Source organism: Leptospira andrefontaineae (assembly GCF_004770105.1).
Taxonomy (GTDB): Bacteria; Spirochaetota; Leptospiria; order Leptospirales; family Leptospiraceae; genus Leptospira_B; species Leptospira_B andrefontaineae.
The window spans coordinates 70,161-93,273 of sequence record NZ_RQEY01000012.1 but is presented as its reverse complement, the minus strand read 5'-3'; the positions used below and the strand labels follow the sequence as shown (position 1 = coordinate 93,273).

Here is a 23,113-nt window from a genome sequence, read left to right as displayed (position 1 = left end):
CTTATTTTGGAAGAGAAATTCGAAAATCTCAAAAATGTTATTTGAGTCAATTAGGGAGATTTTACAAAACGCTGACCCTATCTTTTATTAAAAAATATATGTTGAATATCTTATAAGCAATGTTAGAGGAATTCAAGAAAGAGATGAAAAATATTCATAATCTTTCTTAGGGTGGTTTTTTCTCTATTGGGAAATAGGCAAAGTTATTTTAATACTAATTTCTGTTTTAATTTCTTTTTAAAAAATGTCTGTTCGATTTTTATACAATAGCGCGCACAAGTTTCCCTACCTTCAGGCGGTAAATTTATAACTATAGATAGTAGGGACCACAGTAGCTTATAATCAGAAGCCAGTTGTAACTCGGCGGCTATTCTGCCAAGGAGATCTAATTCTCCTTCTTTTAGATTTCTGCAAAGATATTGCATTCTTGCAAAGTTCAAATCCTCTTTTATAGTCTTAGACCATTTTAGAATTTCTGTGTCTTTGTCGAAGAGTGACATTTTCTCTTCTAACGACGCTTTCCAGACTCCTTTATTCTTTGTAATAAAAATCTTTGAAATAGATTCTTGATGAAGTAACCTATCCAGAAAGGCTTCCGGAATTTCCGATTCTCCACGGCCATATCTGTATATAGTGGTCACACCTTTCCTGTGCTTCTTTGCGAATTCAGATATATCTTTATTAGATTCATAGCCTTTCATCCGAAGGGCGTGCATGAATCGTTTTCCTGCTGCGCTTAGATCCTCTTTGGAGCTCAAAGTCCCCTGCCCTTCGGTATATCTGCCATAATGGTACAAAATTTGCAAAATCTGCCAAAATGGAAGAATTTTTCTGAGCTAATAAATAAAAAATAATAAGCCTTATGTAGAGTATGCTGGGTCCTTTACAAATAGCTATTTTTAGCAAAAAGGGATCCCGCAAGTGGAGTTTTCCTTTTTCCTGTCAGTCCTACAGGCCGATCAAAAATATGCTATAATGGGATATTTTATTAATTTATAGATCACTTTTAAAAATTTTCTACATTAGAATTAGGAAATAGAAAAAAGGGTAGGGAAGTGGGGAAAAGGGAATTGATTTATGTGAATAAGATAGTTGTACAGTATGCGTGAAAAATACTTCAGGTGGAACCAATGTTAGATATTATTCTTAGTCTATTCGGACTCGCTGCAATTTATTACCTAATTCATTTTTTAAGAAAACGGTTTTTAGGAAACGAAAGATCCGTGAATTCTATTTTAAGAGAGGTGAACAAACATTATCCGGATCGAAAAATATCGCAAAGGTAGGGTCGAAAATTGATGTTTAAGGAAAAGTTTAGGGAACGTAAAAATATTAAAGTACCCCTGGACGATAATATTTCAGTCTCGGTCGTAGAATTTAAAGACAAAAGGACAATTGCCTTTTGGAAGGACCTGAAATGTTCGGAGCATCAAGAGAAGAATACCATATATATCAGCACATTAAGCGTGAGTTTGACCGCGAGGCTTGGGGGGCAACAGGCCGTTTCTTTGCCGGAATTTCAGCGAAGAATTTAGCTATTAAAGAAGCAACCCGACTTCAAGAAGAAGCAGACTCGGGCATTGAGTATTCTGTTCAGATTCACTTATTTGGGATAAACGGTAATCATAGGCCGTGCAAAATTAAAATCTGGAGAAATGGAGTTTTCTACGATATTCCAAAAGATAAATTCCAGGACTTATCAAAGTCCACTCTTGAGAAAAAGGGAGATGCAAAGTCTAAAAATTCTTTGCAACTCGCCTTCCGATAATTTCTAATTACATAAAATCCAGGAAGGGGAGGGGAACGATAAGACCCCTTCTAACTTCCGATGACCAAAACTCCGATTGTTCTGCAAAATCAAGTTATTGCAGGCGACGCCTTAAAAGTTCTCGAAAAACTCCCGAGTAATTCAATTCACACTGTAATAACGTCACCACCATATTTTAATCTTAGGGATTATGGTATGAAAGGACAGATCGGAAACGAGAAGTCTTTAGAGGAATACATTGAGAAGATAGTAAGTGTTTTTAGGGAAATACAAAGAGTCCTAAGAGATGATGGTACAATTTGGATTAATCTTGGGGATTCATATAATAGTAGTTGGAGAAGTAAAAAGAATACCTTTGAATCATGGGAACGAGCTAAAGAGTTCGGAACAAGAATTAGAGAGCCATCTAAATTAACAAAGGCTCCTAGAGTTTCGAATTTGAAGCGAAAGAATTTACTCGGAGTCCCTTGGCGTATTGCACTGGCTTTGCAAGAGGACGGATGGATTTTAAGACAGGATATAATTTGGCATAAGCCTAGCACTAAACCAAATCCAGTTCAAGATCGATGTGTTACAAATCACGAATATATTTTTCTATTGTCTAAGAACCCAATCTATTTCTACGATCTCGAAGCAGTAAAAGAACCTGCTGTAAGTGCAGATCCAAATCATCCAAGTTTCCGGCCGAAATCATTAGCGGCAAAAAGAAGTCGGATTAAGAGTGCAAATACTAAGTATCAAACGAACTTTAAGACAGTTTTAGAAACACGAAATAAGAGATCAGTTTGGACTGTAACTACGAAACGATTTAAAGAAGCGCACTTCGCAACATTTCCGATAGATTTAATCGAGCCGTGTGTTAGGGCTTCTACCTCTGAAAAAGGCGTTTGTTCAAAATGCGGAGCTCCATATATTCGAAAGAAACGAAAATTGGATGAATGGCTTTGGAAGAGAGGTTGTACTCACAAAGCACCGATCAAGCCTGCCTTAATTTTAGATCCTTTTGGTGGCGCTGGAACCACGGCCCTCGCATCCAAAAAACATGGTCGAGATTACTTGCTAATTGAGCTTAACCCAAAGTATGCAAGAATGGCTCGAAGAAGAATTAAAAAATATCTTAGAGAAATAGAAAAGACTCCCTAAACAAATTCAATCGGCAAGATACAGATTTCAGGACTAAAAATGTTCCCTTTTAGAATTAGAAAGGGTGCAAGCTTCGAAAGAAATTAAACTTCCTCAAATCGAAAATGGCGAAAGAACTCGGCTTACTGTTGCCTTACCTCTAAACTCGCTTTACTTCCATCCAAAGAATGAAGAACTATTTGGGATAAAATCGGAAGAGACAATCACGTCTTTAGCTGAAGACATTCGAATAAATGGTCTTCAAGAACCAATCTCGGTAAAGCCAACACCCGGAAATAAGTATATGGTACTATCTGGAGAAACCAGGGTGCGAGCAATTCGATTACTCGGTTGGGAGATGTGTCCTGGATATTTGGTAAGTCCTAAGGATGAACTTTCGTATTTGATTTCTAGGAATGCGGGACGAATACAACTAGTCTTCAACATGCGGTTGCGTATATATAAAGAAGTGTGTCCGGAATTTTATGAAGGTAAAAAAATAACTCTTAATCGCCTTGTTGCAATATCTAGAAAAACTCGCATTTCAACAGCCACATTAAAATCCGATTTAAAAAAGATCCGAAAAGGGGCAGCCCACGACTTAACTATTGAGCAACTTAGAGAACTTTGGGATAAGAAGAGAATAAAGAATGTCCGGATCAATGTATCGGATATGGGAGCAAATGGATTCGAGCTACAAGTTCACGGAAAGAATATAGAATACAAATTTGGACCTGGGACTTTTAAGAAAGTTGTTAGAGAAGCGGCGGAGGCTGCTCAATCTGTCTGGTTTGAAAAAAATTACAAAGAAGCAAACTTAGAAACTGCCGGCCGAATTAAAGAGCTAAGAAAGGAAGCAAAGCTTACTCAGTTGCAACTTGCTCAATTATTAGGTTATTCTCAAAGCTATTTTGCAGAATTAGAAGGAGGTAAATGGGAATGCACTAATGCACTATTAAATGATATATGCCAGGTTTGCGAAGAATATATTGAAAAGAGAAGGGGAGGCGAATAAATCCCAAAAATTTCTAAATATTCGAATACGAATTTGCAGGGAACAATTTGACTACTTTTTAGATTCAGATCATGCAAGATCTATTTGCTTATACCATAGTTTCCTTTTTGGTTCTCTCAATTCTTACTTCTTTAATATTTGGTTTCATAGCTTTTAGAAGCTTATTGAAACTTAGAGAAATTCACCTGAAGGCAACTGGTGTAATGACTCCCTGCACATTTCGTATTTTTGGAGAGGACGAGTTCTTTGCGGTTAAAGCGGAGGATTTAATTTCCAATGCCAAAAACCAAATAGATGAAGAAATTTCATTCTTTAATGAAGATGAATTGAAAGAGAGAATTCAAATGCTCTTACGTGAGGACTTTAGATTTCCGTCCGGTCGATAATCTTTCCACTTAAATTATAAGATGAATTTACCGGAGAATGCCTTCCAAACCAAACAAAGTTAAATCTAAAGCATTAAATCCTAAAGGTTTAGAGAAGGCCAAAGCGGATTATTTAAAAGGTTTTACCCGAGAGGAAATCTGTTCCCGGCACAATGTTACGTACAAACAATTAGACCATTATATTCGAACACATAAATGGAATGAGAAGAGGCGGGACATTACGAGAAAAAGCGAGGAAAAATTCGCTGAAATTATCTCGGACTCAAAAGCCCAAGCTCTTGCTGAAATGAACGAGGAAGCAAGAGAAATCATTTTTAAGTGCATGATCGAGTTTCGAAATGTAGCCAACTGGCAGACTAAAATTTCCACCGATGATAATGGACGCGAGACAATCACAATACCATACGCACAACTTGCGGCTCTTGGAAAACTTTGGCGTGATGCTTGGAACCGAAGATTACGATCACTTGGTGAAGCGGATTCTATTAAGGATGTTCCAGAGTTTCAGGGAGAGTCAACAAGACCCATACTACAAGTACTGACAATGGTTGGGATTAGTCCTGCTGCGGTGGAAAAGGTGATCCGTGCCGGGAAAAACTCAGACAAAGAAGCAGAGAAAGACTGAGCTAATTGCCCCTGAGGTACAAGAAGAAACAAACCTTTCTAAATATTTTTCAACAAAACAAATCACTGCATTACTCGAGGATTGGCAGAGCGGTCGAGTCCAAGAGATTTGCTATGATGGAGGTGCAAGAAGCGGTAAAACTTATCTTATAGTAAAAGCGATCGTTTCAAGGGCTTGGCTAAGTCCTGGTTCAAGACATTTAATCGCTAGGTACAGATTAAATCATCTTCGAATTTCTGTTTGGAGACAAACTCTTCTACCTTGCTTAAAGGACATGGGTTTTGTTCGTGGAAGAGACTACGAATTAAACGAAACAGAATTCCTCATTCAATTTTCAAACGGTGCAGAGATATACGCGGCCGGCCTCGACGACTCCGATCGGGTTGAGAAAATTATGGGGACCGAGTTCAACACCATCTTCTTGAATGAGGCTACTCAGCTTTCATTCGCAACGTACCAAAAAATGAAAACAAGGCTCTCGCATGTTAGAGAGGGCCTCACAAATAAAATGGTCGTGGATTGTAATCCACGGAATCGATTTCATTGGATCTATCGATATTTTGTCCTAAGACAAGATCCTGAGACAGGTGAAGCTCTTATTCGCAATCGATTGGAGAGAATTGCAAGGAGACATTGGACTCCTTTAGATAATCCGTTCGTTCCTGAAGAATATAAGGAAATGCTCTCGGAGTTAAGCGGAGTCGAAAGGGATCGACTTTATCTCGGGGAGTGGGTTGACACCGAAGGACTTGTATATGCGAGCTTTGAAACTGCAATTGTAGAGCCTTTTGCAATTCCGAAGACTTGGGATTGTGCTGGTGCTGTCGACTTTGGGTATACGAATCCTTTTGTATTTCTTTGGTTATACTTCGATAAGTCGAATGAAACTTGGTATATAGCGGATGAATATTACGTAAGAGAAAAAACAGTTCGGGCGCACTGCGAAGAGCTAAAGAAGAATAGAAAACCAAACCTGTTTATAGTGTCCGATCACGATGCGGAAGATCGTGCGACAATGGCAGAATGCGGATTTCCGACAATCGCAGCCGACAAGGATGTCTCTACTGGGATTCAAGCAGTCTTAAAACTTCTCTTCTCAACAAAGGGAGTAAAATTAAGAATATTCCGAAGCTGTGTCCATATAATCGAAGAGCTATCTATTTATTCTTGGGAGCCCGTAAAGGAAGGAAAAAATCCAAAAGAAACTCCGGTGAAATATTTAGATCACGCACTGGACGCATTGAGATATTTTGCACTACGGATTGTCGGGAATAAAAATAGGATTATCACAAAAGAGCTAGAAAAGATGAAGGAAGAAAAGCAGAGAAAATCGAAATCTCTTTCAGACATTCGCTCAGAACGGTTAAGTAAAATGGGAATAGACCCAGGATTATACTTAGGTAAACCCTAAGAAATTTTATCAAGAATGTAAACTTACTTTTTACCAAACGAACCGATACGAGGGTCATATTTCATAATTAGGAAAATTGAGCTTAAATGAGGAAAGAAATGTCTGAAAGTTCTTTATCCCAAATTGAATTGCATGACGAAATAGAAACTCCACTTTCAAAAGAAACGGAGATTCAGAGAAATTATCCAAACACAATGATAAGAAAAGGGAAGGGGGAAAGAATTCCATTCCCAAATGATACGAATTTAGCAAAAGCTATAATGCAACTTTCTGAAATGGAAAGGCAATCTATAGACGACAGTGTTGTTTCTTCAGTGGTCGCGGGGCAAGATCGGGACTCGCGATTACAAATAATTGGTTGGAAAATAGAGACTCTGCTTCGTAAGAATAATAAGCTTTAAGATCCTCAAAGATGCAACGGGAATCCCCGTTTTCAGAATATAGAGTGCTGAGAGAACTACAGTATGTGTGGCTCTCTTATTTCTTAACATTGCAATGGTTACTACTTGGGAATTCTTCCAGTGCTATCCAAATTGAAATTCAAAAAGCAAACTGGAAAGATGCGATTGGATCGATTCGAAGGAAATTTTTCGGGTCTCTATTGGACAGACCTCGGTTCTTTGGCAAAAGTATCAATGTAACTCTTCCCATAGGAGAAGAATACAAACGTGAACGAATTACAAAAACACAAAGACTTCAATTTCCAGAGGGAGTAGTTTCAAGAGATGAATTAGAAGACGCTGACAAAGGTGTCTTTGATTTCCTTGCACAAGATTGGAATCGAATTTACAAGCAAGAGAGAGATAAGGCTTCAATCCTAGGATATATTGCCCAGTACATGCTCGGACAAGGGGAGGACCCTGACGAGTTAAAACAAATGACTATTCCGGAATTCTCCGAAAAAGCGAAATCGTATAATCTTCCGGGACTCGATAACATTGACGAATTAATAGAGCGGACCGGACTTACTCGCGAGCAGTCTTACGCGTTGCTCTATGCACAGGCGAAAGGCGCCGAGTGGCTTGCGATTTACAATAAGAATGGAGAAAGAACCGGAAAAGCCTATGACTTGATTACTCGGATGTACCGTGAACAAATCTCTGAGGCATTAGTGCGGGGATCCACAATTTCGGAAATTCGATCTCTTATGGTTTCACCGGATGACGACGAAATCAAAGCAGCCTTAGGACTTTTTGAAGACGGGATAAGTGAATTTCAGCGGAGTTTGCGAGAAAAAAGATATGAAAAGTTAGTCACAGATCATTTAAACCGGGACATGCAAAGATTCGCTTTTACTGAATGTAGTATCAATTTCAATAACGGAAAACTTTTGATGCTCGTAAACGAAGGTGGCGAGAGAGCGCAATATGTCCGTTTTACAAAGGGCAATTACGCTGTAGATAGTAGTTCCCATAATCACTCGCCAGTTTCTTGTCGCAAGTGTTTAGAAAGGATAGGTCAAATAGCCCGACTTTTTCCAACGGAAGATTCACTTCATAGCAAAGAATATATGAGATCGCTTGGGCTTACTTGGCTCGGTGAAGACCAATTCAGCGGTGACGATCTTTCAACGACAGCGGTTTGGCCTGGAAAATCAAACGCTGAACGATCAATGGACGATTGGTGGTATTGTTGTCCAATGCACCCGAATTGTTCGTGCGTATATGAGGATCTTGGAGAAGAGACCAGTGAGGAAGACAGTGAAATCTTCGATGAATTCAAGGAAATATTTGAAGACGGACATCGAAGGGACCAAAGTTTTCGAGAAAGAGTCCACGCTCGATTTGAAGCAGATTTAGAAGCAAATAGAGAAGCGAATCGATTAGAGAAGGAATACGGACCTATTCGCAAAGCTGGTGTTTATAAAAATGGAAACTGGGAAGAGCTCTCATGTGATTTTCAGAGGGATGATTCCTTGGAATGGCTAATTTCATACATCGATTGGAGAGAAAGAGTTTTGAATTAAGCTTTAATTAAATAGATCATAGTTACCCGATAACTGGAAACCAGTTAATTTTCCGGTATGAGAAAGTCCGGTCTTGGCGGCGAAACACCATTTCCAATTTCAACAAAACCCAACATGTTTACTCCTCTCTCGAACGAGGAGTTACTTACGCGCAGGGGGGAATCTGCTCTTTGGTATAGGCTTAGTCCTTGCCCTTGTCCAAGCGGTGAAAAGGTTCCCGATTGTCCATTTTGTTTTGAAGGTCAAATCAGGACGTTCCAATCAGAATTAGAAATCCAAGAAGAGGTTTCTTGGAAAGTAACCGGAAATCAAGTTTGGACTCGCTATGCTCCAATCTCGCAAATAGAAGAAGCAATACTAGTAACAAGGGGCGAAAGAAAACCCTTACAAATAAAAGGGATCTTTGACGAATATTTCACGATCGAAGAGAACCTCAAGTATTGGAACGTTGTCGATCTAAAATATAAAGTTTCAATGGTCGAGGAGATCTCGGTTGAAGCTATTGGAGTAAATGAATTTACACTCTTTCCAAAGCTTCCGCAAGGGATGATCGTAGAAGTCTTAGAAGCTTATAAAATTTTAGAAGATGGAGTTCCATTAAGAGTCCAACCGATCGCGTTCTCATTAAATTCAGTAACTTTTTCTGAGCGCACAAATGGTTTATACAGACTCAAAGTAAAATTCTTCTCACCGATCAAGATCGCATATAGAACTTTCAATTTGGACAATAAAAGGGGGTTTGAAAAAAGCCAAATTCAATTCCAAGACGGTGAAATCATGGGTGTTATTGGTTCAGGGTATCGCCTTGGACAAGGAGATATATTCACTCTGGTAAAATCAACATTGAGACAATCCGAATTCGTTCAGGTTACTAATAAAGAGACAGATCGAATTTCATATTCTCCCATTGCCTATATAGACAGTGTGATTTCTAAGGGAAGGAATGGACTCGTAACTCATATCAAAGAATTAGATTTTATTCAGTTAGGGGATTCGAAAATAAAGTGGCTAAGGGATAAACCAAAAAATGGATATACAGTCATCTATGACTATTACCCAAGTTTTCGAGTTACAGGATTTATAGAAGCGGGATCAGGTGAGGATCGTCCGAAACCCAGAGTTTTCAAAATGAAACCCGTTTCTAGTTTTAGTGCTCGGGAATAATTCAATTTCGGAAGGGAATAAACCGTTAGCGATTTACCCTTAGGGAAATGATCCAAATCGCCTTAGTATCAATCCGAAATTTCTTTGTTTGTATTTCTCAATTCTTCAAAAATGGATGGGGCTTATTTCTTTTTCTCTTGGGAATGCAAAGGCTTTCTTTACAGTTATGGATTAAGAAATTAAAATTTCAAACTGCTCCACTCGCGCATATATTCGTCGTTTATTTCGATCCTGAAAAGATAAAAGATCCGTATTCTATCTCACTTGAAATTGAAAAAGCAATCAGAGTTCCTTTTGAGCAGTTGCACGGTTTTCCTCCAATAGTAATTTTGCTTCCGGAAGGCATGCCTATCGAAACGGGGTTTTTCGATGATTTTGTTCGATGTTTAAATTCCAAACAGAGAATAGGCTTTAAAAACGCCTTATATAAAGTTAGAGATTTAGAACTAGTCTCTATCTAATGGAGGTTCTATCTGAGGAGGCCATTACTCCCGAAATTGCTGAGACGATCTTAGATAAGATCCACCTCGCAATCTCAAAGGAACATCCGGACTGGCAAGAGGTAGCCATGTCCGAAGAATTGACGGATGAAGAAGAAAATTCTCTAAATTCATTAAGTCGAATAGCATTACATAAAGTTCTTTTATCTTCAAAGAAAGAATTAACCAACGAAGCAAAAATCACTCTCGCCAAAGAATTTAAAAAACTAAAATCCAAATTCCTCTCACAGTATTTAATATCATGGGCGGATTTCGAGAGTGGTCTACAGGTCGAAAAATCCTTTTTCCCTTTTTTTGAAGGAACAGAGAAAAAGCCGTCTATTAAATCTTCCGAAAAAAAAGACCAGCCAACTTCAATGTTTTTGCAAGGTCTAAAAATTCAGATCCAGATTCAAAAAGGATCTCTCATTTCAGGAATCGATTCAAGGGGAAAGAAATGGCATAAAAGAACATACTACGATATAGGGATATTAAGGAACGATGCAAATGCAGGCGAATTGATTGAGGTCTTAATCGGACCAAATCTCAAATCCGAATTTGTTTTTATCATAAATGAAGTTCTATCCGACGGAACATTCGATGTTCACAAAGCCTTAATTGGCTTTAGAGATGATTACGAAGCAAAGTCCGCTTATCTATTAAATTCGAATAAAAAAGCGAATACATTTGGTTCTATTGTTCGTCTAACTATCTCTCAATTCAAGGATTGGATTAACTTAGGAGAGTTTTCAAAGGAATTAAAGAATCCCGAGCTTGAAATTAGAAAATCGCGATTAAGATCGATTGGTTTGTTATCGGAATTTGATTTGGAAGAAGTTTTTAGCTCCGGCCAAATCTATATTACTAAATCAACGTTAGCAACGGATTTAGTTCGAAAACAAATTATAGTACATGGCAAACATGGAAATTATACAGCAAATCGACTCGTTCGAATTGGTGAACCAGAATCGAAAATTGTCCCGAGAAATTCTGAAGAACCCGAAACGCGCCGAAAGCGTGGGAGACCTTCGTTTCCAGAAGGTCACAAGCGTATTTGGAGTGATGGAAAAGAAAGAGAGAAAACAAAAACCGGATGGAAGATAACTTCTTCTCCGACAAAGAAAACAGACAACGTTCGGCAAATTGTAAAACAAACAAGAAAGTCCAAGCAAGATCAAATTCCAAAACCTACAAAGGGAGAAATAATTCCTCCGACTTCTCTTCCTTTTTCTCAAATACGGACAATCAATCAATATACAGAAAAAGCAGATTATGATCGTAAACAAATCGATTCGCTAAAACAGAGAATCGACCATGACGGTTACGACAACGCATTTCCGATCACAGTGGATAAGCAAGAAGGGAGGTGGACAATTGTTGCAGGTCACCACAGATATGAAGCCGTTAAGGAATTAATCGAAGAAGGTAAATTGCCTTCCAATTTTAAAATTCCTGTCGTGACAAAGGAATTCACTTCAGGCAATAAGAGGCTTGCAGCCCAGGTTGCAGAGAATCAAAGAAGAAGTGTCCTAGCCACGGATGAAGCTAAAGCCTACGGGAAAATGCAGGAAAATGGCTGGGATGCAAAGAAGATATCCGAAGAACTTGGTATCTCGGTAGGGGAAGTTAATAAAAGACTCGCTCTAATTAATCTTTCTCCAGATCTTTTCGCTCTCGTAAAAAAGAAAGATCGTTCCTTACCTCTGGGGATTGCAGAAGTAATCGGAATGTTTGCAATGGACGCAAACGGTAAACCGAACTCGACAATTCAAATTAAAGCCTTTAAATGGTACGTAGAGAACCGAAGTAAGTATCCAGGGAAAGGACCTTCGGTTGTGCAGGAATATATTAAAGAATTACAGTCGGGCGAATTTGATAATTTCGATTTCGATAGCGTTGCCACCGAGGTTCAAAGAGAGGGATTACGAACCGTCGGCTCCATGGAAAAAGCGCGGGCCAATCAAAAGATGTTGGAGGTTATGTTGGACTCCCTTTCTAAGAGTTATCAAAGAATTCTCGGAGACAATATCAATTCGCTAACTGAGTCAACAGTACAAGAATTAGCAGCTTCCTTAGCAGTTACATCCGATAAAGGGGTAAATTCGTCTTCCGTCCTTGGTAAATTGGATGTTATTATTCAGGATCTTTCAGTTATTAAAAATTCTATACAAAAGAAAATGAGAGATATTGAAGCAAACGCTTCGACGCCTTTAATGTTCGCCCGATCTTTCCTCTTTGAAATCGAGGATACTATCCAGTATGCGGAAGAAGTTCGCGATAGCGAGCGTTTACAAATATTTAAAGCGAGGATCCACAGTTTAGCTGCATGAATAATGAGAATAAAAATACGATTCACCTCGAAGTCCTTGTCTTGCGAGCGATTTTAACAGAAGCAATCGCATTTAATAAATTTACTCACGAAACCTTTGAAAAAATATTCTCGGACATTGATATCGCGTATAAAGAAAGAGATAAATATAGACACTTTATTTCTAAACGTGATTTAATGGGAGATTTTCTAAAAGAAGATCAGTTTGGAGAATTCGACTGTTAATATTTCGGTTTTTACAGATCGATTAAACCTGAATTGAGCGTAATTTGTTTCGATTTTATTATTAAGCTCTCGATGGTTTTAGCCGCTTCGTCCACAGAGTTTAACGGATCTGCGCCACCTAAAATCTTTGCAATAGAAACTTGCGAAATCTGCTGAAAGATAAGAGTGACATTTGGATTATCCATTTTGGGAGCAATGATTTTGCTTTTTTCTAAAATGACGTTAATAGTTTTTACTGCAGTTGCTGAGGATTCTTCTTCTGAAAGCCCTTGTCTAGTTACACCATTTTGAGTAAGTTGGAAGAGCTGTTGAAAAATGATTTGTTCGAGCAATTTGTTACCTCCGCAGCAAGACATCATTAATTCTCCCTACCATTTCGAAAGTGGACAAGATTCGTTTTGGTATTTTACTTTCTCTCGTACGAAACAAAAACATACAGCGCACTGTTCAAAGGTAGGGAGTAATTTCCATAGCATTTCACAAGATAGGCATATTCCCAGCCGTTTAGAAGTGATGGTATAATTACTCGTAGGGAACTTGCTAGACATAGAATAATCCTGGAACAGTGTATTCAGAAACATATTCCCATTGCATGAATCGGTAACGAAAAACTTTATATTTTGTATACCAGTTTGGAACATGACAAGTGTTGCATGAATGTATAGTGCAAGTCGAGATACAACATTGAACGAATTGACTACTGTCAAAACAAAGCATAAGATGAGGGGTCTGAATATATCCAGGCGGACAAGTCGGGCATGTGAACCAAGGGCCTAAATTAAAACTGTTATTGAGTCCACCGCAAATAGAACAGTCGCTAACGATCGAACCGTTATCTATCTGTTCACTGACAACATGCCATTCATCGCCTACCGTATAAGATCCAATTGGAAATACATCGTATCTGTCCTGACTTACATTCCCCACCCAGTGGCCTCCAGCTCCCGCTATAGGAGAGGGAGGTCCGTTAGATGGGGTTATGCGAAAGGGTACCAGTTTACCTCATCTTTACTCCAAAAAGCATACGCCCCTTGCGTTCGGAATCGAATCTGGGTGTCATCAAATCCTGTACTAGAAGTTGTTTTTAAGAAATTCTTTTGCTCTATATGCTGAAAGAGCCAATTGATTGAATCAGCTAAAGAATCTTGATTTAAAATTCCTGGATCTAAGGAAACATCAATTCCAATTAATCCAGGATTATATACAGGAAGCAGTCTCTTAATTTCTGTTAAAGGCCCGTCTATGACAGATCTTTTATAAGATAAAAGTCCTAATCTGCTATTCGTAATACTAGGAAGCCCTGGTGTATTTACCCATTTTTCATACAGATTTACTCTATACGCTTTTCTCGTTGGCCCAGTTCCAGGCTGGAACCGTTCAGAAGTGCTGTCCCAAAAAGCGAGTGTGTTTAAATCGGTTAAAGCCTCTTCTAATTCAATTTCGAAAATACCTTCGAGAGATCCGGAAGATGGAACAAGGGTAACTCCTGGGAATCGGAATATTGCGTCGAGTCTTATAATAAGTCCCGGTTCTATCGAAATACTGGCTGCCCCTGAATTAGTTACCTTAAAGCCAATTGCAGTATCCAATGAGCGTCCTATGGTCGCAAGAATAGCAGCTAGAATAGCAGGAATATTTGAATTATCCGGATTTGCACCAGATAATCGGTTTATATCGTCGGCTTTAATCTTTTGGAATTGGTTTTGGAAGTAGACTTTTACTTCGTTTCCAGATATTGGGATAAAGGTTTCGTTTGACACTATTAAGTATTAACATTTCGAAAAGTATCGGTGAGGCTCAATTGAGCGTTTGGAATTAATCTATTGCGATAGAAATTCTTTATTTCAAAATTGGTGAATTCTCACCCAAAATAAAGTTAGGCGAAAGATCGAAAGTAACTTATTAATAGGTAAAAAATGGAGTCACCCAAAGCCTTTATATCCTATAGTTGGAGCTCTCCAGAGCATGAAAATAGGGTATTAGAATTAGCCACAGAACTCGTCAATTCTGGAGTTCAAATAATTTTAGATAAATGGGATTTAAAAGAAGGGCATGATTCAATTGCTTTTATGGAATCGATGGTAGTAGACCCTTCTATAAAGAAAGTAATTATCATATGTGATAAAGTATATGCTGATAAGGCTAATGGAAGAACAGGAGGCGTCGGAACTGAGGCTCAAATCATATCCAGTGAAATTTACCGAAAAGCCGAACAGGATAAATTTGTAGCACTAGTTTTAGAAAAAGATGAATTGGGAAAAGCCATTTTGCCATTGTATTATACAACGAGGAAATACATCGACTTTTCGCAACCATCGGAATATTCGAAAGGATTTACGCAGTTACTTCGTTGGATTTTCGATAAACCACTATACCAAAAACCTGCAATAGGAAGCCCGCCTTCTTTCGTTATAAACGAAAACCCGATTATAAATAGTAGTCTTCCTTTTAGTCAATTATGCAATGCGATCAAAGAAAATTCTATTTCCCGAAAAGGATTGATTAAGGAATATCTTGAATTAATAACAAGAGATTTTGAAAAATTCAGAATCTCTGAAAATGAAGAAAATTTATTCGATGAAAGAGTAATAGAGAGTATTACAGATTTCGTTCCATATAGAAATGAATTTGTCGAATTAATAAGCTTACTTTCAAAGTATGAACTGGATTTGGATTCTATCGATGAAATTCAAAAATTCTTTGAAACTCTTATTCCATTTCAAAATAATCAAAAAGTGCCAGGATCTTTTAGGAAATGGGATTTCGATAATTATAGATTCATTATTCATGAGCTATTTATTTCATTAATTGCCGTCCTTCTTAAATATGAAAGATTTAAGACTGTAGCAAATTTTCTCTCAAGACGCTATTTTTTCACTTCAGATACTACTGAAAGTTCGATGAAACATTATTCAATATTTCGGCATCACTTACCATCCATTAAAAATAGAAATACTAGATTGAAGTTAGGCCGTCTTTCTTTGCATGCAGATTTAATTAAAGAAAGGACTCAATTGTCTGGAATAGATTTCAATTCTATTATGCAGGCTGATTTTGTTCTCTACATTAGAGGATTACTCGATTCGATAAGAAATAAAGAAGGTAGCTTATGGTGGCCTGAAACATTGGTATTTATGACACACTGGCCGAAACCTTTCGAAATATTCGTTCGTTGCGAAACATTAGCGTATTTCGAAAAAGTGAAAATTATATTTGGGGTTCAACTGAAAGGAGATTTCAAGCAAGTATTCGATGAGTTGAGTAAAGAAAATTCTAATATCCCGAAGTGGGATTATGAAAGCATCAATCCGAAATTTCTGCTCAATTATGATAATTTATGCAAGTATAACTAAGCGATATGGCTTTAACATTGAAGGCTATCTTGATGAATAAACGAAAAATTCTTTTTATTGGCGGAATTTAATTATAAATGAAAAATTATCTAATTTTCTTTTTCTTTGCAATTTCTTGCGTTCGAATGACTAAGTCTATCGGTTATGTAGAACTATCTTCGCAAGAGCAGATACCAAATTTAAAAACTAAGAAAGAATTTAAGTATTGTGGAACCTATCCTACTATATTGGGGGATGCGTTCGAAGAATTTAGAAAATATACAGGAAAAATGGAAATAGAAAATACAGAAATTATGATTGATAACCGAGCTTTCGTGCCTTGTGTTCTGATTTACTATCCGGAAACAGAAGGAATCTAATTGCCTAGTTATCTTAAATATTTTTTAATTCTATTTTATCTAACTAATTGTGGAAGTATAAGTAGTTGGGGGCGATATAATAAAATCGATTTCGCTTCAAAGAATGTGGCTAATGATGATTTATTAGTAACAGGGAGACATTGCAGATTTTTTAATTCTTCTCCTAATCCATTAATGAACTTAGCAATAGAAGATGCGCTAAAACAAGCTCCTGGAAAGAAAGGTCTCAAAAATGCCATTTTCACTGATGAATTTTACTTGTATATCAGGTGTATGTCGGTTACAGGATTTGCTACTTCGACAGAATAAACCTAAAATGGTTCGAGAAATGTTTTAATTCGTAAAAAATTATAATGCTTTCGAATATTCATTTTTATCATATTAAAGAACTAAATTGAGAAAAATAGTCCGAATATAATAGTAGAGGAGATCGGAATGAATAGCAAAAGATATCTAACTGATATAGAAATTGAAGAGGCAAAAGGGAAAGTTGATTATAACCATCCGCATCATTATCATCAAAGTAATGATTGCATACGGATAGCTTTTGAATTTATAGATGCCCAAAAGAAAACGAAAACCATTTCAAAATATCCGATTGTTGACAAACACCTAGTCGAAAATTGGGCTGGGCGATATATATCTATGTCTGATGTTGAAGTCGCTTGCTTTTTGCATAATGAAGTAAAAGGGAAGTATCCATTTTATAATATTAGTAAAAATTTAACTGATCCGTCTACTGAAAGACTGAAAAATATTAAGGAAGCATTTTCACAGTCCGGCTATCGAGAGAGGCATCAGACTATAAAATATACTTATATTGAGAAATAATCATTAAAAGAACTAATTATCAGTAATCAATCCTATGTAGACAATAGTTCCAGCGGCTTTGATTCTATTTACTTTGGTGATTTGAAGATCCGATATATTCGCATAGTCGATTGTGAGAATGTAAATTAGCCCTCTTTCAGGTGTTACTATTGATGAAACTGCCTTGGTTCCTGGTCCAGGTTGAGCGATTCCGAGATCTAATGCAGAGACATCGGATGCGAACCCAAACTCATCGGATCTTAGTACATAAAAGTTCGGGGAAGGAAAAATCTCTGAAATTTTCGGAGTAGTGGATTGATTTGATAATACGTAGCCAATGATATAACCGATAAATTCCTCATCCGAAAAACCTTTTGGTCGAACAATCCCAAGAAGTTCAGCCCAGTCTTTTAAAAAATACCCTTGAGCTTTTGAAAGAGTAGAAGATTCCGCAGCTTTGTCCTGATAGCGTAAGTGCCATTCTAAGGAATTATATATCGAGCCTTTGTTTATATCATTTATGTTTGTAATAGGTTCAAATTCTGGGCGAGTGGGATCCGCAAATAACTCTTTGAAGATAGGATCTGTGGAGTTGAATTGTGGAAGAAAGTCAATTAAATGATTTTCTCGGTCCATTAGGTTGGCTCTATTCTAAGGATCGTTCCTAAGATTTGTCCGCCGGAAGTACCCCCAGTTCGTGGAAGATATGTGTCGGGAACGGAAATGTCTACCGGCACAGGAATAGGTGAGGGTATTGGACTGGAAGCAAGTTTACCATAAAAACTCTGTATATTGACTTTGTAGAAATCAGCATGAGCCTTTAGGATGGTTGCTTGCACTTGCTCTAAAAGTACATCATAGCCTACAGGCAAGGTATTTAGATAGAGAATAATAGAATTGTATGCAATATCTAAAGCTTCAGTATCTTGTAGTTGGGAACTTGCTACAATTTGAAGTTCAAATTCAACTGTGATGCCTAGTACAGGAACAGGAGCTACGTAAACATAAGTTCCTGCCGCAGCATATCCAGGAAAGTTCTCAGGATCATTTATATCCCCTTCAATTGATTTACGAACTAAATCTAGGAGTTCTAATGGAGGGTTTGAAGTACCGTCCGAAATATAAATATTGATCCAGCCGATTTCGAAAGCGCCTGATAAAGGATTAACATTAGTAGATAACTGCACTCCAGCGATTCCAGGAATAGAGGCTACTGCGTTATAGATTCCTAAAGGAGTAGAACGTCCTAGAGAGACAATAAAATCTCGAAACCTTTTCAGCCGAGATTCTTCGGTTTCAATGTTTGTTCCTGCACCAAAATCAGCAGTGTTCCAAATACGAACACCGGCAGGAATAGAGATATTTAATGTGCCAAGACCCTCGGCTGTATCGATAGACAATCTTCTAATATTGTAATCGTTTCCTGGTTCCTTTGCTCTGAGTTCGACTTCGATGTAGGGTTGAGTTACTTGCAGTTCAAGAGGATTAATAGATTCAAAAACAAGGCCGAATAGATCTAAGGTGAAAATAGGAAGAGAAAGATTTTCTGAAATTCCAGTATTTTCGATACGAACGAAGCCGGTTGCTTTATTTCCAGGAAGGCGACTAAAACCAAAGGCGTTATAGACTCCTTCTCGAATTGCATACCGAAACCCATTTAAAGTACGAATATCCCCTTCGGAAAGAATCGTAGCTATAGCTCTAAGGATTGTTGAGATCCTCGAATTAGGATTAAAATTAGTAAGCCTTGAACCTTGTGCGACGAGGTAGTTTACTAAGGCTGTATTGTATTCTAAAAAGGTTTTAGGAATATACGGAGCGGGGGAGGAACCCATCCCTTAGGATAATTGCAAACTGAAGAAATCGGGAAAAACCGATAGAGTGAGTTTCAGAATTAAACTACCTTATGGTTTCCTTTGGTGGAATTACGGATTTTGCATCCGGGGCTTTTAATTCAGTAACTAGTAATTCATTTTCAGGATCTTTAGCTTCGACGTATGTTCCTAAAAATTCTTTTTCCTTATCCTTCTATAATAAAAAAGTCAATGGAGACTATGACTACACTTCAAGAGGAGAATCAGAATACTTCTTTGTAAACGGGCCAATTCAATATTCCGAGAATTTTAAATATAGAAGGAGTATAGAGCAGACTTTTGGTGGAACCGTGGTTATCGATTACGGTCCTGGAAACCATGAAATTCGTTTAGAGGGTGAATTTCATATTTATTTTCTTGGACTCCCAAGTAAGCCTAATTCAGACATTCCGGGTTCCAGTGGACAAGGAATGTTTCAGACTGCAGTAAATGCAGGTAAAGCGTTAGCTTCAAATGTGTTTTCAAATTACTACGATAAAATTCGGTCTCAATATTTAGCACTTGGAGGTGGAGATTTCAGATCCGGATTGCAAGAGTTTCAAGATTTCCTTTTTTTACTTCACTATTCTCAATACAACGGAACTTACGAATCTAACGATACTCAGGCTAGAAAAATTGCAGATCAATTATCTTCCAAACCCTTAAATTGGAAAAACCAAGCGATGGTCTTTCGAGACTACGATCGAAAACGAGTCGTTGAAGTTGTTTTACCTTCGAATGGATTTACAATTTCACGTTCTGTAAGTGATACAAATACTTATAAATATTCCTTAACGTTTACTGTTGTTCGTGAGTTAGACTATAACAATAGAAAATCAGAATTAATTCGTTCAAACATTAACCCAATGAGAACGATTTCCGGCTTAATGAACGAACTAGAAAATCTAGTGAATACTCCGCTAAAGTTGTCTGGTGCTTTACTTGGGGCTGCAAATCTCGTAAAAACTTTTGGTTCTTCAGTTGTTCGAGTCCGGACATCTTGGGATCGAATGCGTGACCAATTCGATGAAAAAGGAAAACTTGCAAGAGTAACATTTCAAGAGGGGCTCCGCGAACTTGGAATTCAACGTAAAAAAAGAGCATTTAATTCCGATGAAATTTCTACAGCGATCGACGACGCATATAGTCTTTCGAGGTCGAGAGAAGCAGAATTTAGAAAGGACTTAGCAAAAGCAATTACTGATATATCTGTGGTAAATTCAGCTATTGGATATTTGAGTATACCAATCGCGGACAACGGCTCTTTTGAATTGGAATCCTTAAAGCCGAAGGCTGATTTTACAGCATGGATCGATAACGATCTTTATACTTTTGGAATTTACTCATCTGAAATACTTACAGAAATCCAGGCAACGATCAATATTGCAAGTGTGGAAAATTCGTTTCGTATTCAAAGAGTACAGACTGGAGAAGATTATCGCTCGCTTGCCCGGGGTCTTTTAGGGAATGAAAGTTTAGGTGAAGCCCTTGCTCGGTATAATGGGGATACCGATGTAAAAAATCTTAAAAAAAATGTAATTAAGATTCCTTATGGCTATTCCACGAATGTTATCTCCTTAATACCGGAAACACCTGGACCGAAAGACTTGGAAATCGCAATTCTTGGAACGGATATTAAATTAACTGAGAATCGAGCAATTGATATTTCTCCAACAGGAGACATCGGAATAGTAGAAGGAGAGGAAACGCTCATAAATAATGTCCTGGACTTAATAGATGTTCCTCAGGGTTCTTTCCCATGGCTTCCCGAATTAGGAAATCCTATTCCTCTTGGAGAAATTCCTACCGAGGAACAAATCTTAAGTGCCATTCAAAATCTCATAAGCCAAATTTTGAAAGATCCGGGTGTTCAGAATGTAAGTTTTTCAAACTTAGAACAAGTTGGGGATAAACTTCTAAATGTATTTCGCTTCGAATCTGTGACTGGTGCAAGCTTTGTGTTGTCTCTATGAATATGTTTTCAAATGACGAAGAATATTTACAGACTCATCCAAGTTCAATCGATGATATCCAAACACCGCCGACTCTGGCAATGGTTACAGATATACTTCCGAGATTTAAAGCAAATATACTAACCGCTGATGGTGTAGAATTTAGAAATGTACGATATTTCGGCCCATATATTTCGGAGAATACTGCTCATGGCCGAGCCTTTGGAATTAAAAAAAATCAAATCGTACTCGTGGAATTCATAGGAGGCAGTTTTAGAGCTCCGATCATATCAAAAATGTATCCCTTTGCAGCATTAGATCGAGAATTGAATAACCTTTCAGGATTTTGGAAGAAGTATTCATTTATTGATCCGGAGACCGATATAATTGATTTCCATGAATCAGGATATTTCATTCGCCAAACGACAAATAAAATACAAGTATTCGATCAGGAACAAAATCTCATTTCGGAGGTCGATTTTTCAGAGAAAAAGATTAGCTGGAAAATAGATCGAATAGAAATTGAATCAAATATTTCTATAAAAGGGGATTTAACTATAAAAGGAAATACTAATCAAACTGGAGACATTCATGTAACTGGAGAATTGAGTGCAACAGATGAGATTTCATCTGATATGGATGTTAAAGCAGGCCAAATTAGTCTAATGACTCACCCGCACCAATACAATCCGGGGCCTTTACCGCCTGCTCCGACTGGGCCACCCGAGGCTTCTCTCTAACCGATATTTCATTTTCAAATTAATTTTTGGAATAGTGACTTCTTTTGTTACACCTCAAAAATTTCTCATTGAATTAAGACTACCTGGAAATAGTAATGCGATCAATTTTCCTTCCGAACATATAAAGACTATCCGATCGCATAGATCAATTTCTGCCGGATCTGGTGGAATATCTCTATTAATTCCATATCAAGAAAAATATGCCGTCCGTTTAAATTCAGATGATGTTTCCCCAATTCGATTAGATTCGATGAATCCTAAAAACTTTGCGGAGCTCTCTTTTCGAGAAATATTTCAACAAAGGACTCTTGTCTTCTTATTTGTTGATATCTCAGAGAATGTTTCTTCGGAACCAGACTTTCTTCAATTAAATGTAGGAAAAGTTGCAAAAACAGAACGGAGTTACTCGGCTGATGGAAAAGCTTTTGTAAACGTTACAATCGAACCTGTCGAATCAATCATTGCGAAGGCGCAATATTTTTTAGATTATCAGAGAAAGGAAGGAAATCCTCCGAAACGTTCTACTGATACGTTTGTTGGAGTAATTCAAAAGTCTGCGAATTTTTTCAAAGGAGATCTTAAAAATTTAATAACTGGAATTTGGGATGGCTTAATTTGCGAGCTATTGACGATACCAAGGTTTTCTAATACAGAATTTGTATCGAAAACAGGAAGCGATAATGGACTTACACTTATCCCTCCTGAAAAGTCCTTCACATCGAATTTCGCTTATGAAGCCCAAATTATTTCAAGTTTCAGTATAGGTCATTACATATCTCTCTGGGATATTTTAAGGTCCTATGCAAATCCTCCAGTCTACGAAATTTTCTGCGATCCTTTGGAGACTCGAAATATAGATGGTTCATCTGGTTTCGGGATATTATCCGGAGATTTGGCTGGAAATCCAGGCTCGCGATATTCTGTTAATAAAAGATCTGCCAAAATTATTTTTCGTCCAGTTCCTTTATATATGTTCAATTTGAAAGGCGAGTGGAGAAATTTATCCGATGAGAAAATCGATGCATTCTATGATTTTCCATTGGAAAATCTAATAGAATACAAAATCGAGGAGTTGGAAGAAGATATAATTTGTGGGGTTCACATTGCATTAAATGTATATCAAAGCTTTGGGACAGTTCTTTCCGAGCCTAAATACAATGAAAAAATACGGTCAATTTTTGGTACAAAACTTCTTCATGTGAAACTGGCAGGGTTGACCTTTAAAGAAGAGACATTAACAGTTGAAAATAAAGAAAAGTATAAGTCCGAGCTTGCGAAAATCAGGGATGAACTGTTTTCAATATTTTGCAATGAAGATCAGTTAAAAATAGGAAAGGGAAGTTTTCGAAAACCGTTTTTTCCAATTCGAGTAGGTATGCCATTTCGAGTTTCATTAAATGAAAGTTTGGTCTATCCAATTCATAAAGAAGATATTTCTGAATATGGGTATATTACGGATGTAATAGACGAGTCCTCGCCAGGGGAGGGGAAAGCCACTTCGACAGTTCATTTTAAATGGGCTCCCGCAAACTCTGTCTCAATTTTCAAAAACTAAG

22 protein-coding genes and 1 pseudogene are annotated in these 23,113 nt (G+C 37.6%); 18 read left to right on the top strand and 5 right to left on the bottom strand.

The window, feature by feature from the left end; translation table 11 throughout:
* Nucleotides 1-203: 203 nt before the first annotated feature.
* On the bottom strand, nucleotides 204-758 hold the full coding sequence (locus tag EHO65_RS07440; protein WP_135773504.1) for a hypothetical protein: 555 nt from the start codon (nucleotides 756-758) through the stop codon (nucleotides 204-206).
* A 644-nt stretch (nucleotides 759-1,402) separates the two neighbouring features.
* Here EHO65_RS07440 and EHO65_RS07435 point away from each other — a divergent pair.
* From EHO65_RS07435 to EHO65_RS07380, 12 genes and pseudogenes are all read left to right on the top strand, one after another.
* A complete protein-coding gene (locus EHO65_RS07435; protein ID WP_244243474.1) occupies nucleotides 1,403-1,768 on the top strand; it encodes a hypothetical protein in 366 nt (121 codons plus the stop codon).
* A gap of 60 nt (nucleotides 1,769-1,828) precedes the next feature.
* Complete coding sequence (locus EHO65_RS07430) at nucleotides 1,829-2,911, top strand: DNA-methyltransferase (RefSeq protein WP_135773503.1); 1,083 nt, start codon at nucleotides 1,829-1,831, stop codon at nucleotides 2,909-2,911.
* A gap of 64 nt (nucleotides 2,912-2,975) precedes the next feature.
* Nucleotides 2,976-3,905 carry a helix-turn-helix domain-containing protein gene (locus tag EHO65_RS07425; protein ID WP_135773502.1) on the top strand — a complete coding sequence of 310 codons (930 nt, stop codon included), beginning with the start codon at nucleotides 2,976-2,978 and terminating at the stop codon, nucleotides 3,903-3,905.
* A 71-nt stretch (nucleotides 3,906-3,976) separates the two neighbouring features.
* Nucleotides 3,977-4,291 (top strand): hypothetical protein, encoded by a 315-nt coding sequence (locus EHO65_RS07420; protein WP_135773501.1) that lies wholly within the window; start codon nucleotides 3,977-3,979, stop codon nucleotides 4,289-4,291.
* Between the two features lie 37 nt (nucleotides 4,292-4,328).
* Nucleotides 4,329-4,916, top strand: coding sequence for a hypothetical protein (locus EHO65_RS07415; RefSeq protein ID WP_135773500.1), 588 nt, complete (start codon nucleotides 4,329-4,331; stop codon nucleotides 4,914-4,916).
* Nucleotides 4,917-4,920: 4 nt separating this feature from the next.
* Nucleotides 4,921-6,327, top strand: coding sequence for a PBSX family phage terminase large subunit (locus EHO65_RS07410; protein WP_244243485.1), 1,407 nt, complete (start codon nucleotides 4,921-4,923; stop codon nucleotides 6,325-6,327).
* 98 nt (nucleotides 6,328-6,425) lie between these two features.
* Entirely contained in the window at nucleotides 6,426-6,728 is a 303-nt protein-coding gene (locus EHO65_RS07405) for a hypothetical protein (RefSeq protein WP_135773498.1), read from the top strand.
* A gap of 11 nt (nucleotides 6,729-6,739) precedes the next feature.
* A pseudogene (locus EHO65_RS20040) lies at nucleotides 6,740-7,720 on the top strand (hypothetical protein); the annotation flags it as partial.
* Nucleotides 7,721-8,350: 630 nt separating this feature from the next.
* A complete protein-coding gene (locus EHO65_RS07395) occupies nucleotides 8,351-9,457 on the top strand; it encodes a hypothetical protein (RefSeq protein WP_135773497.1) in 1,107 nt (368 codons plus the stop codon).
* A 47-nt stretch (nucleotides 9,458-9,504) separates the two neighbouring features.
* Nucleotides 9,505-9,918, top strand: a complete 414-nt coding sequence (locus EHO65_RS07390) for a hypothetical protein (RefSeq protein WP_244243473.1) — start codon at nucleotides 9,505-9,507, stop codon at nucleotides 9,916-9,918.
* Nucleotides 9,918-12,266, top strand: a complete 2,349-nt coding sequence (locus tag EHO65_RS07385) for a ParB N-terminal domain-containing protein (RefSeq protein ID WP_135773496.1) — start codon at nucleotides 9,918-9,920, stop codon at nucleotides 12,264-12,266. Before EHO65_RS07390 ends, EHO65_RS07385 begins: the two co-directional genes overlap by 1 nt.
* Before the next feature lie 41 nt (nucleotides 12,267-12,307).
* Nucleotides 12,308-12,490: a hypothetical protein gene (locus tag EHO65_RS07380; protein WP_244243472.1), complete on the top strand. Its 183-nt coding sequence runs from the start codon at nucleotides 12,308-12,310 to the stop codon at nucleotides 12,488-12,490.
* An 11-nt stretch (nucleotides 12,491-12,501) separates the two neighbouring features.
* Here EHO65_RS07380 and EHO65_RS07375 read toward each other — a convergent pair whose 3' ends face one another.
* Both EHO65_RS07375 and EHO65_RS07360 read right to left on the bottom strand, forming a co-directional pair.
* Nucleotides 12,502-12,822 (bottom strand): hypothetical protein, encoded by a 321-nt coding sequence (locus EHO65_RS07375; protein WP_135773494.1) that lies wholly within the window; start codon nucleotides 12,820-12,822, stop codon nucleotides 12,502-12,504.
* A 645-nt stretch (nucleotides 12,823-13,467) separates the two neighbouring features.
* Nucleotides 13,468-14,250 carry a hypothetical protein gene (locus EHO65_RS07360; RefSeq protein WP_135773491.1) on the bottom strand — a complete coding sequence of 261 codons (783 nt, stop codon included), beginning with the start codon at nucleotides 14,248-14,250 and terminating at the stop codon, nucleotides 13,468-13,470.
* Between the two features lie 156 nt (nucleotides 14,251-14,406).
* On the opposite strand from EHO65_RS07360, the gene EHO65_RS07355 reads away from it, so the two are divergent.
* The 3 genes from EHO65_RS07355 to EHO65_RS07345 all read left to right on the top strand — a co-directional run bounded on the left by EHO65_RS07355 (nucleotide 14,407) and on the right by EHO65_RS07345 (nucleotide 17,033).
* Nucleotides 14,407-15,843, top strand: a complete 1,437-nt coding sequence (locus tag EHO65_RS07355) for an SEFIR domain-containing protein (protein ID WP_135773490.1) — start codon at nucleotides 14,407-14,409, stop codon at nucleotides 15,841-15,843.
* A gap of 77 nt (nucleotides 15,844-15,920) precedes the next feature.
* Entirely contained in the window at nucleotides 15,921-16,202 is a 282-nt protein-coding gene (locus EHO65_RS07350) for a hypothetical protein (protein WP_135773489.1), read from the top strand.
* Between the two features lie 435 nt (nucleotides 16,203-16,637).
* Entirely contained in the window at nucleotides 16,638-17,033 is a 396-nt protein-coding gene (locus tag EHO65_RS07345) for a hypothetical protein (protein WP_135773488.1), read from the top strand.
* Nucleotides 17,034-17,045: 12 nt separating this feature from the next.
* Here EHO65_RS07345 and EHO65_RS07340 read toward each other — a convergent pair whose 3' ends face one another.
* Together EHO65_RS07340 and EHO65_RS07335 are read right to left on the bottom strand one after the other, a co-directional pair.
* Nucleotides 17,046-17,648, bottom strand: a complete 603-nt coding sequence (locus EHO65_RS07340; RefSeq protein WP_135773487.1) for a hypothetical protein — start codon at nucleotides 17,646-17,648, stop codon at nucleotides 17,046-17,048.
* Entirely contained in the window at nucleotides 17,648-18,847 is a 1,200-nt protein-coding gene (locus tag EHO65_RS07335; RefSeq protein ID WP_135773486.1) for a baseplate J/gp47 family protein, read from the bottom strand. Before EHO65_RS07335 ends, EHO65_RS07340 begins: the two co-directional genes overlap by 1 nt.
* Before the next feature lie 71 nt (nucleotides 18,848-18,918).
* Between EHO65_RS07335 and EHO65_RS07330 the strand changes: the two genes are divergently transcribed.
* The 3 genes from EHO65_RS07330 to EHO65_RS07320 all read left to right on the top strand — a co-directional run bounded on the left by EHO65_RS07330 (nucleotide 18,919) and on the right by EHO65_RS07320 (nucleotide 23,112).
* Nucleotides 18,919-20,838 carry a hypothetical protein gene (locus EHO65_RS07330; RefSeq protein ID WP_135773485.1) on the top strand — a complete coding sequence of 640 codons (1,920 nt, stop codon included), beginning with the start codon at nucleotides 18,919-18,921 and terminating at the stop codon, nucleotides 20,836-20,838.
* Nucleotides 20,835-21,557 (top strand): baseplate assembly protein, encoded by a 723-nt coding sequence (locus EHO65_RS07325; protein WP_135773484.1) that lies wholly within the window; start codon nucleotides 20,835-20,837, stop codon nucleotides 21,555-21,557. Before EHO65_RS07330 ends, EHO65_RS07325 begins: the two co-directional genes overlap by 4 nt.
* Nucleotides 21,558-21,807: 250 nt before the next feature.
* The gene (locus EHO65_RS07320) at nucleotides 21,808-23,112 is read left to right on the top strand and encodes a hypothetical protein (protein ID WP_244243471.1); all 1,305 of its coding nucleotides are present in this window, start codon (nucleotides 21,808-21,810) and stop codon (nucleotides 23,110-23,112) included.
* Nucleotide 23,113 lies beyond the last annotated feature (1 nt).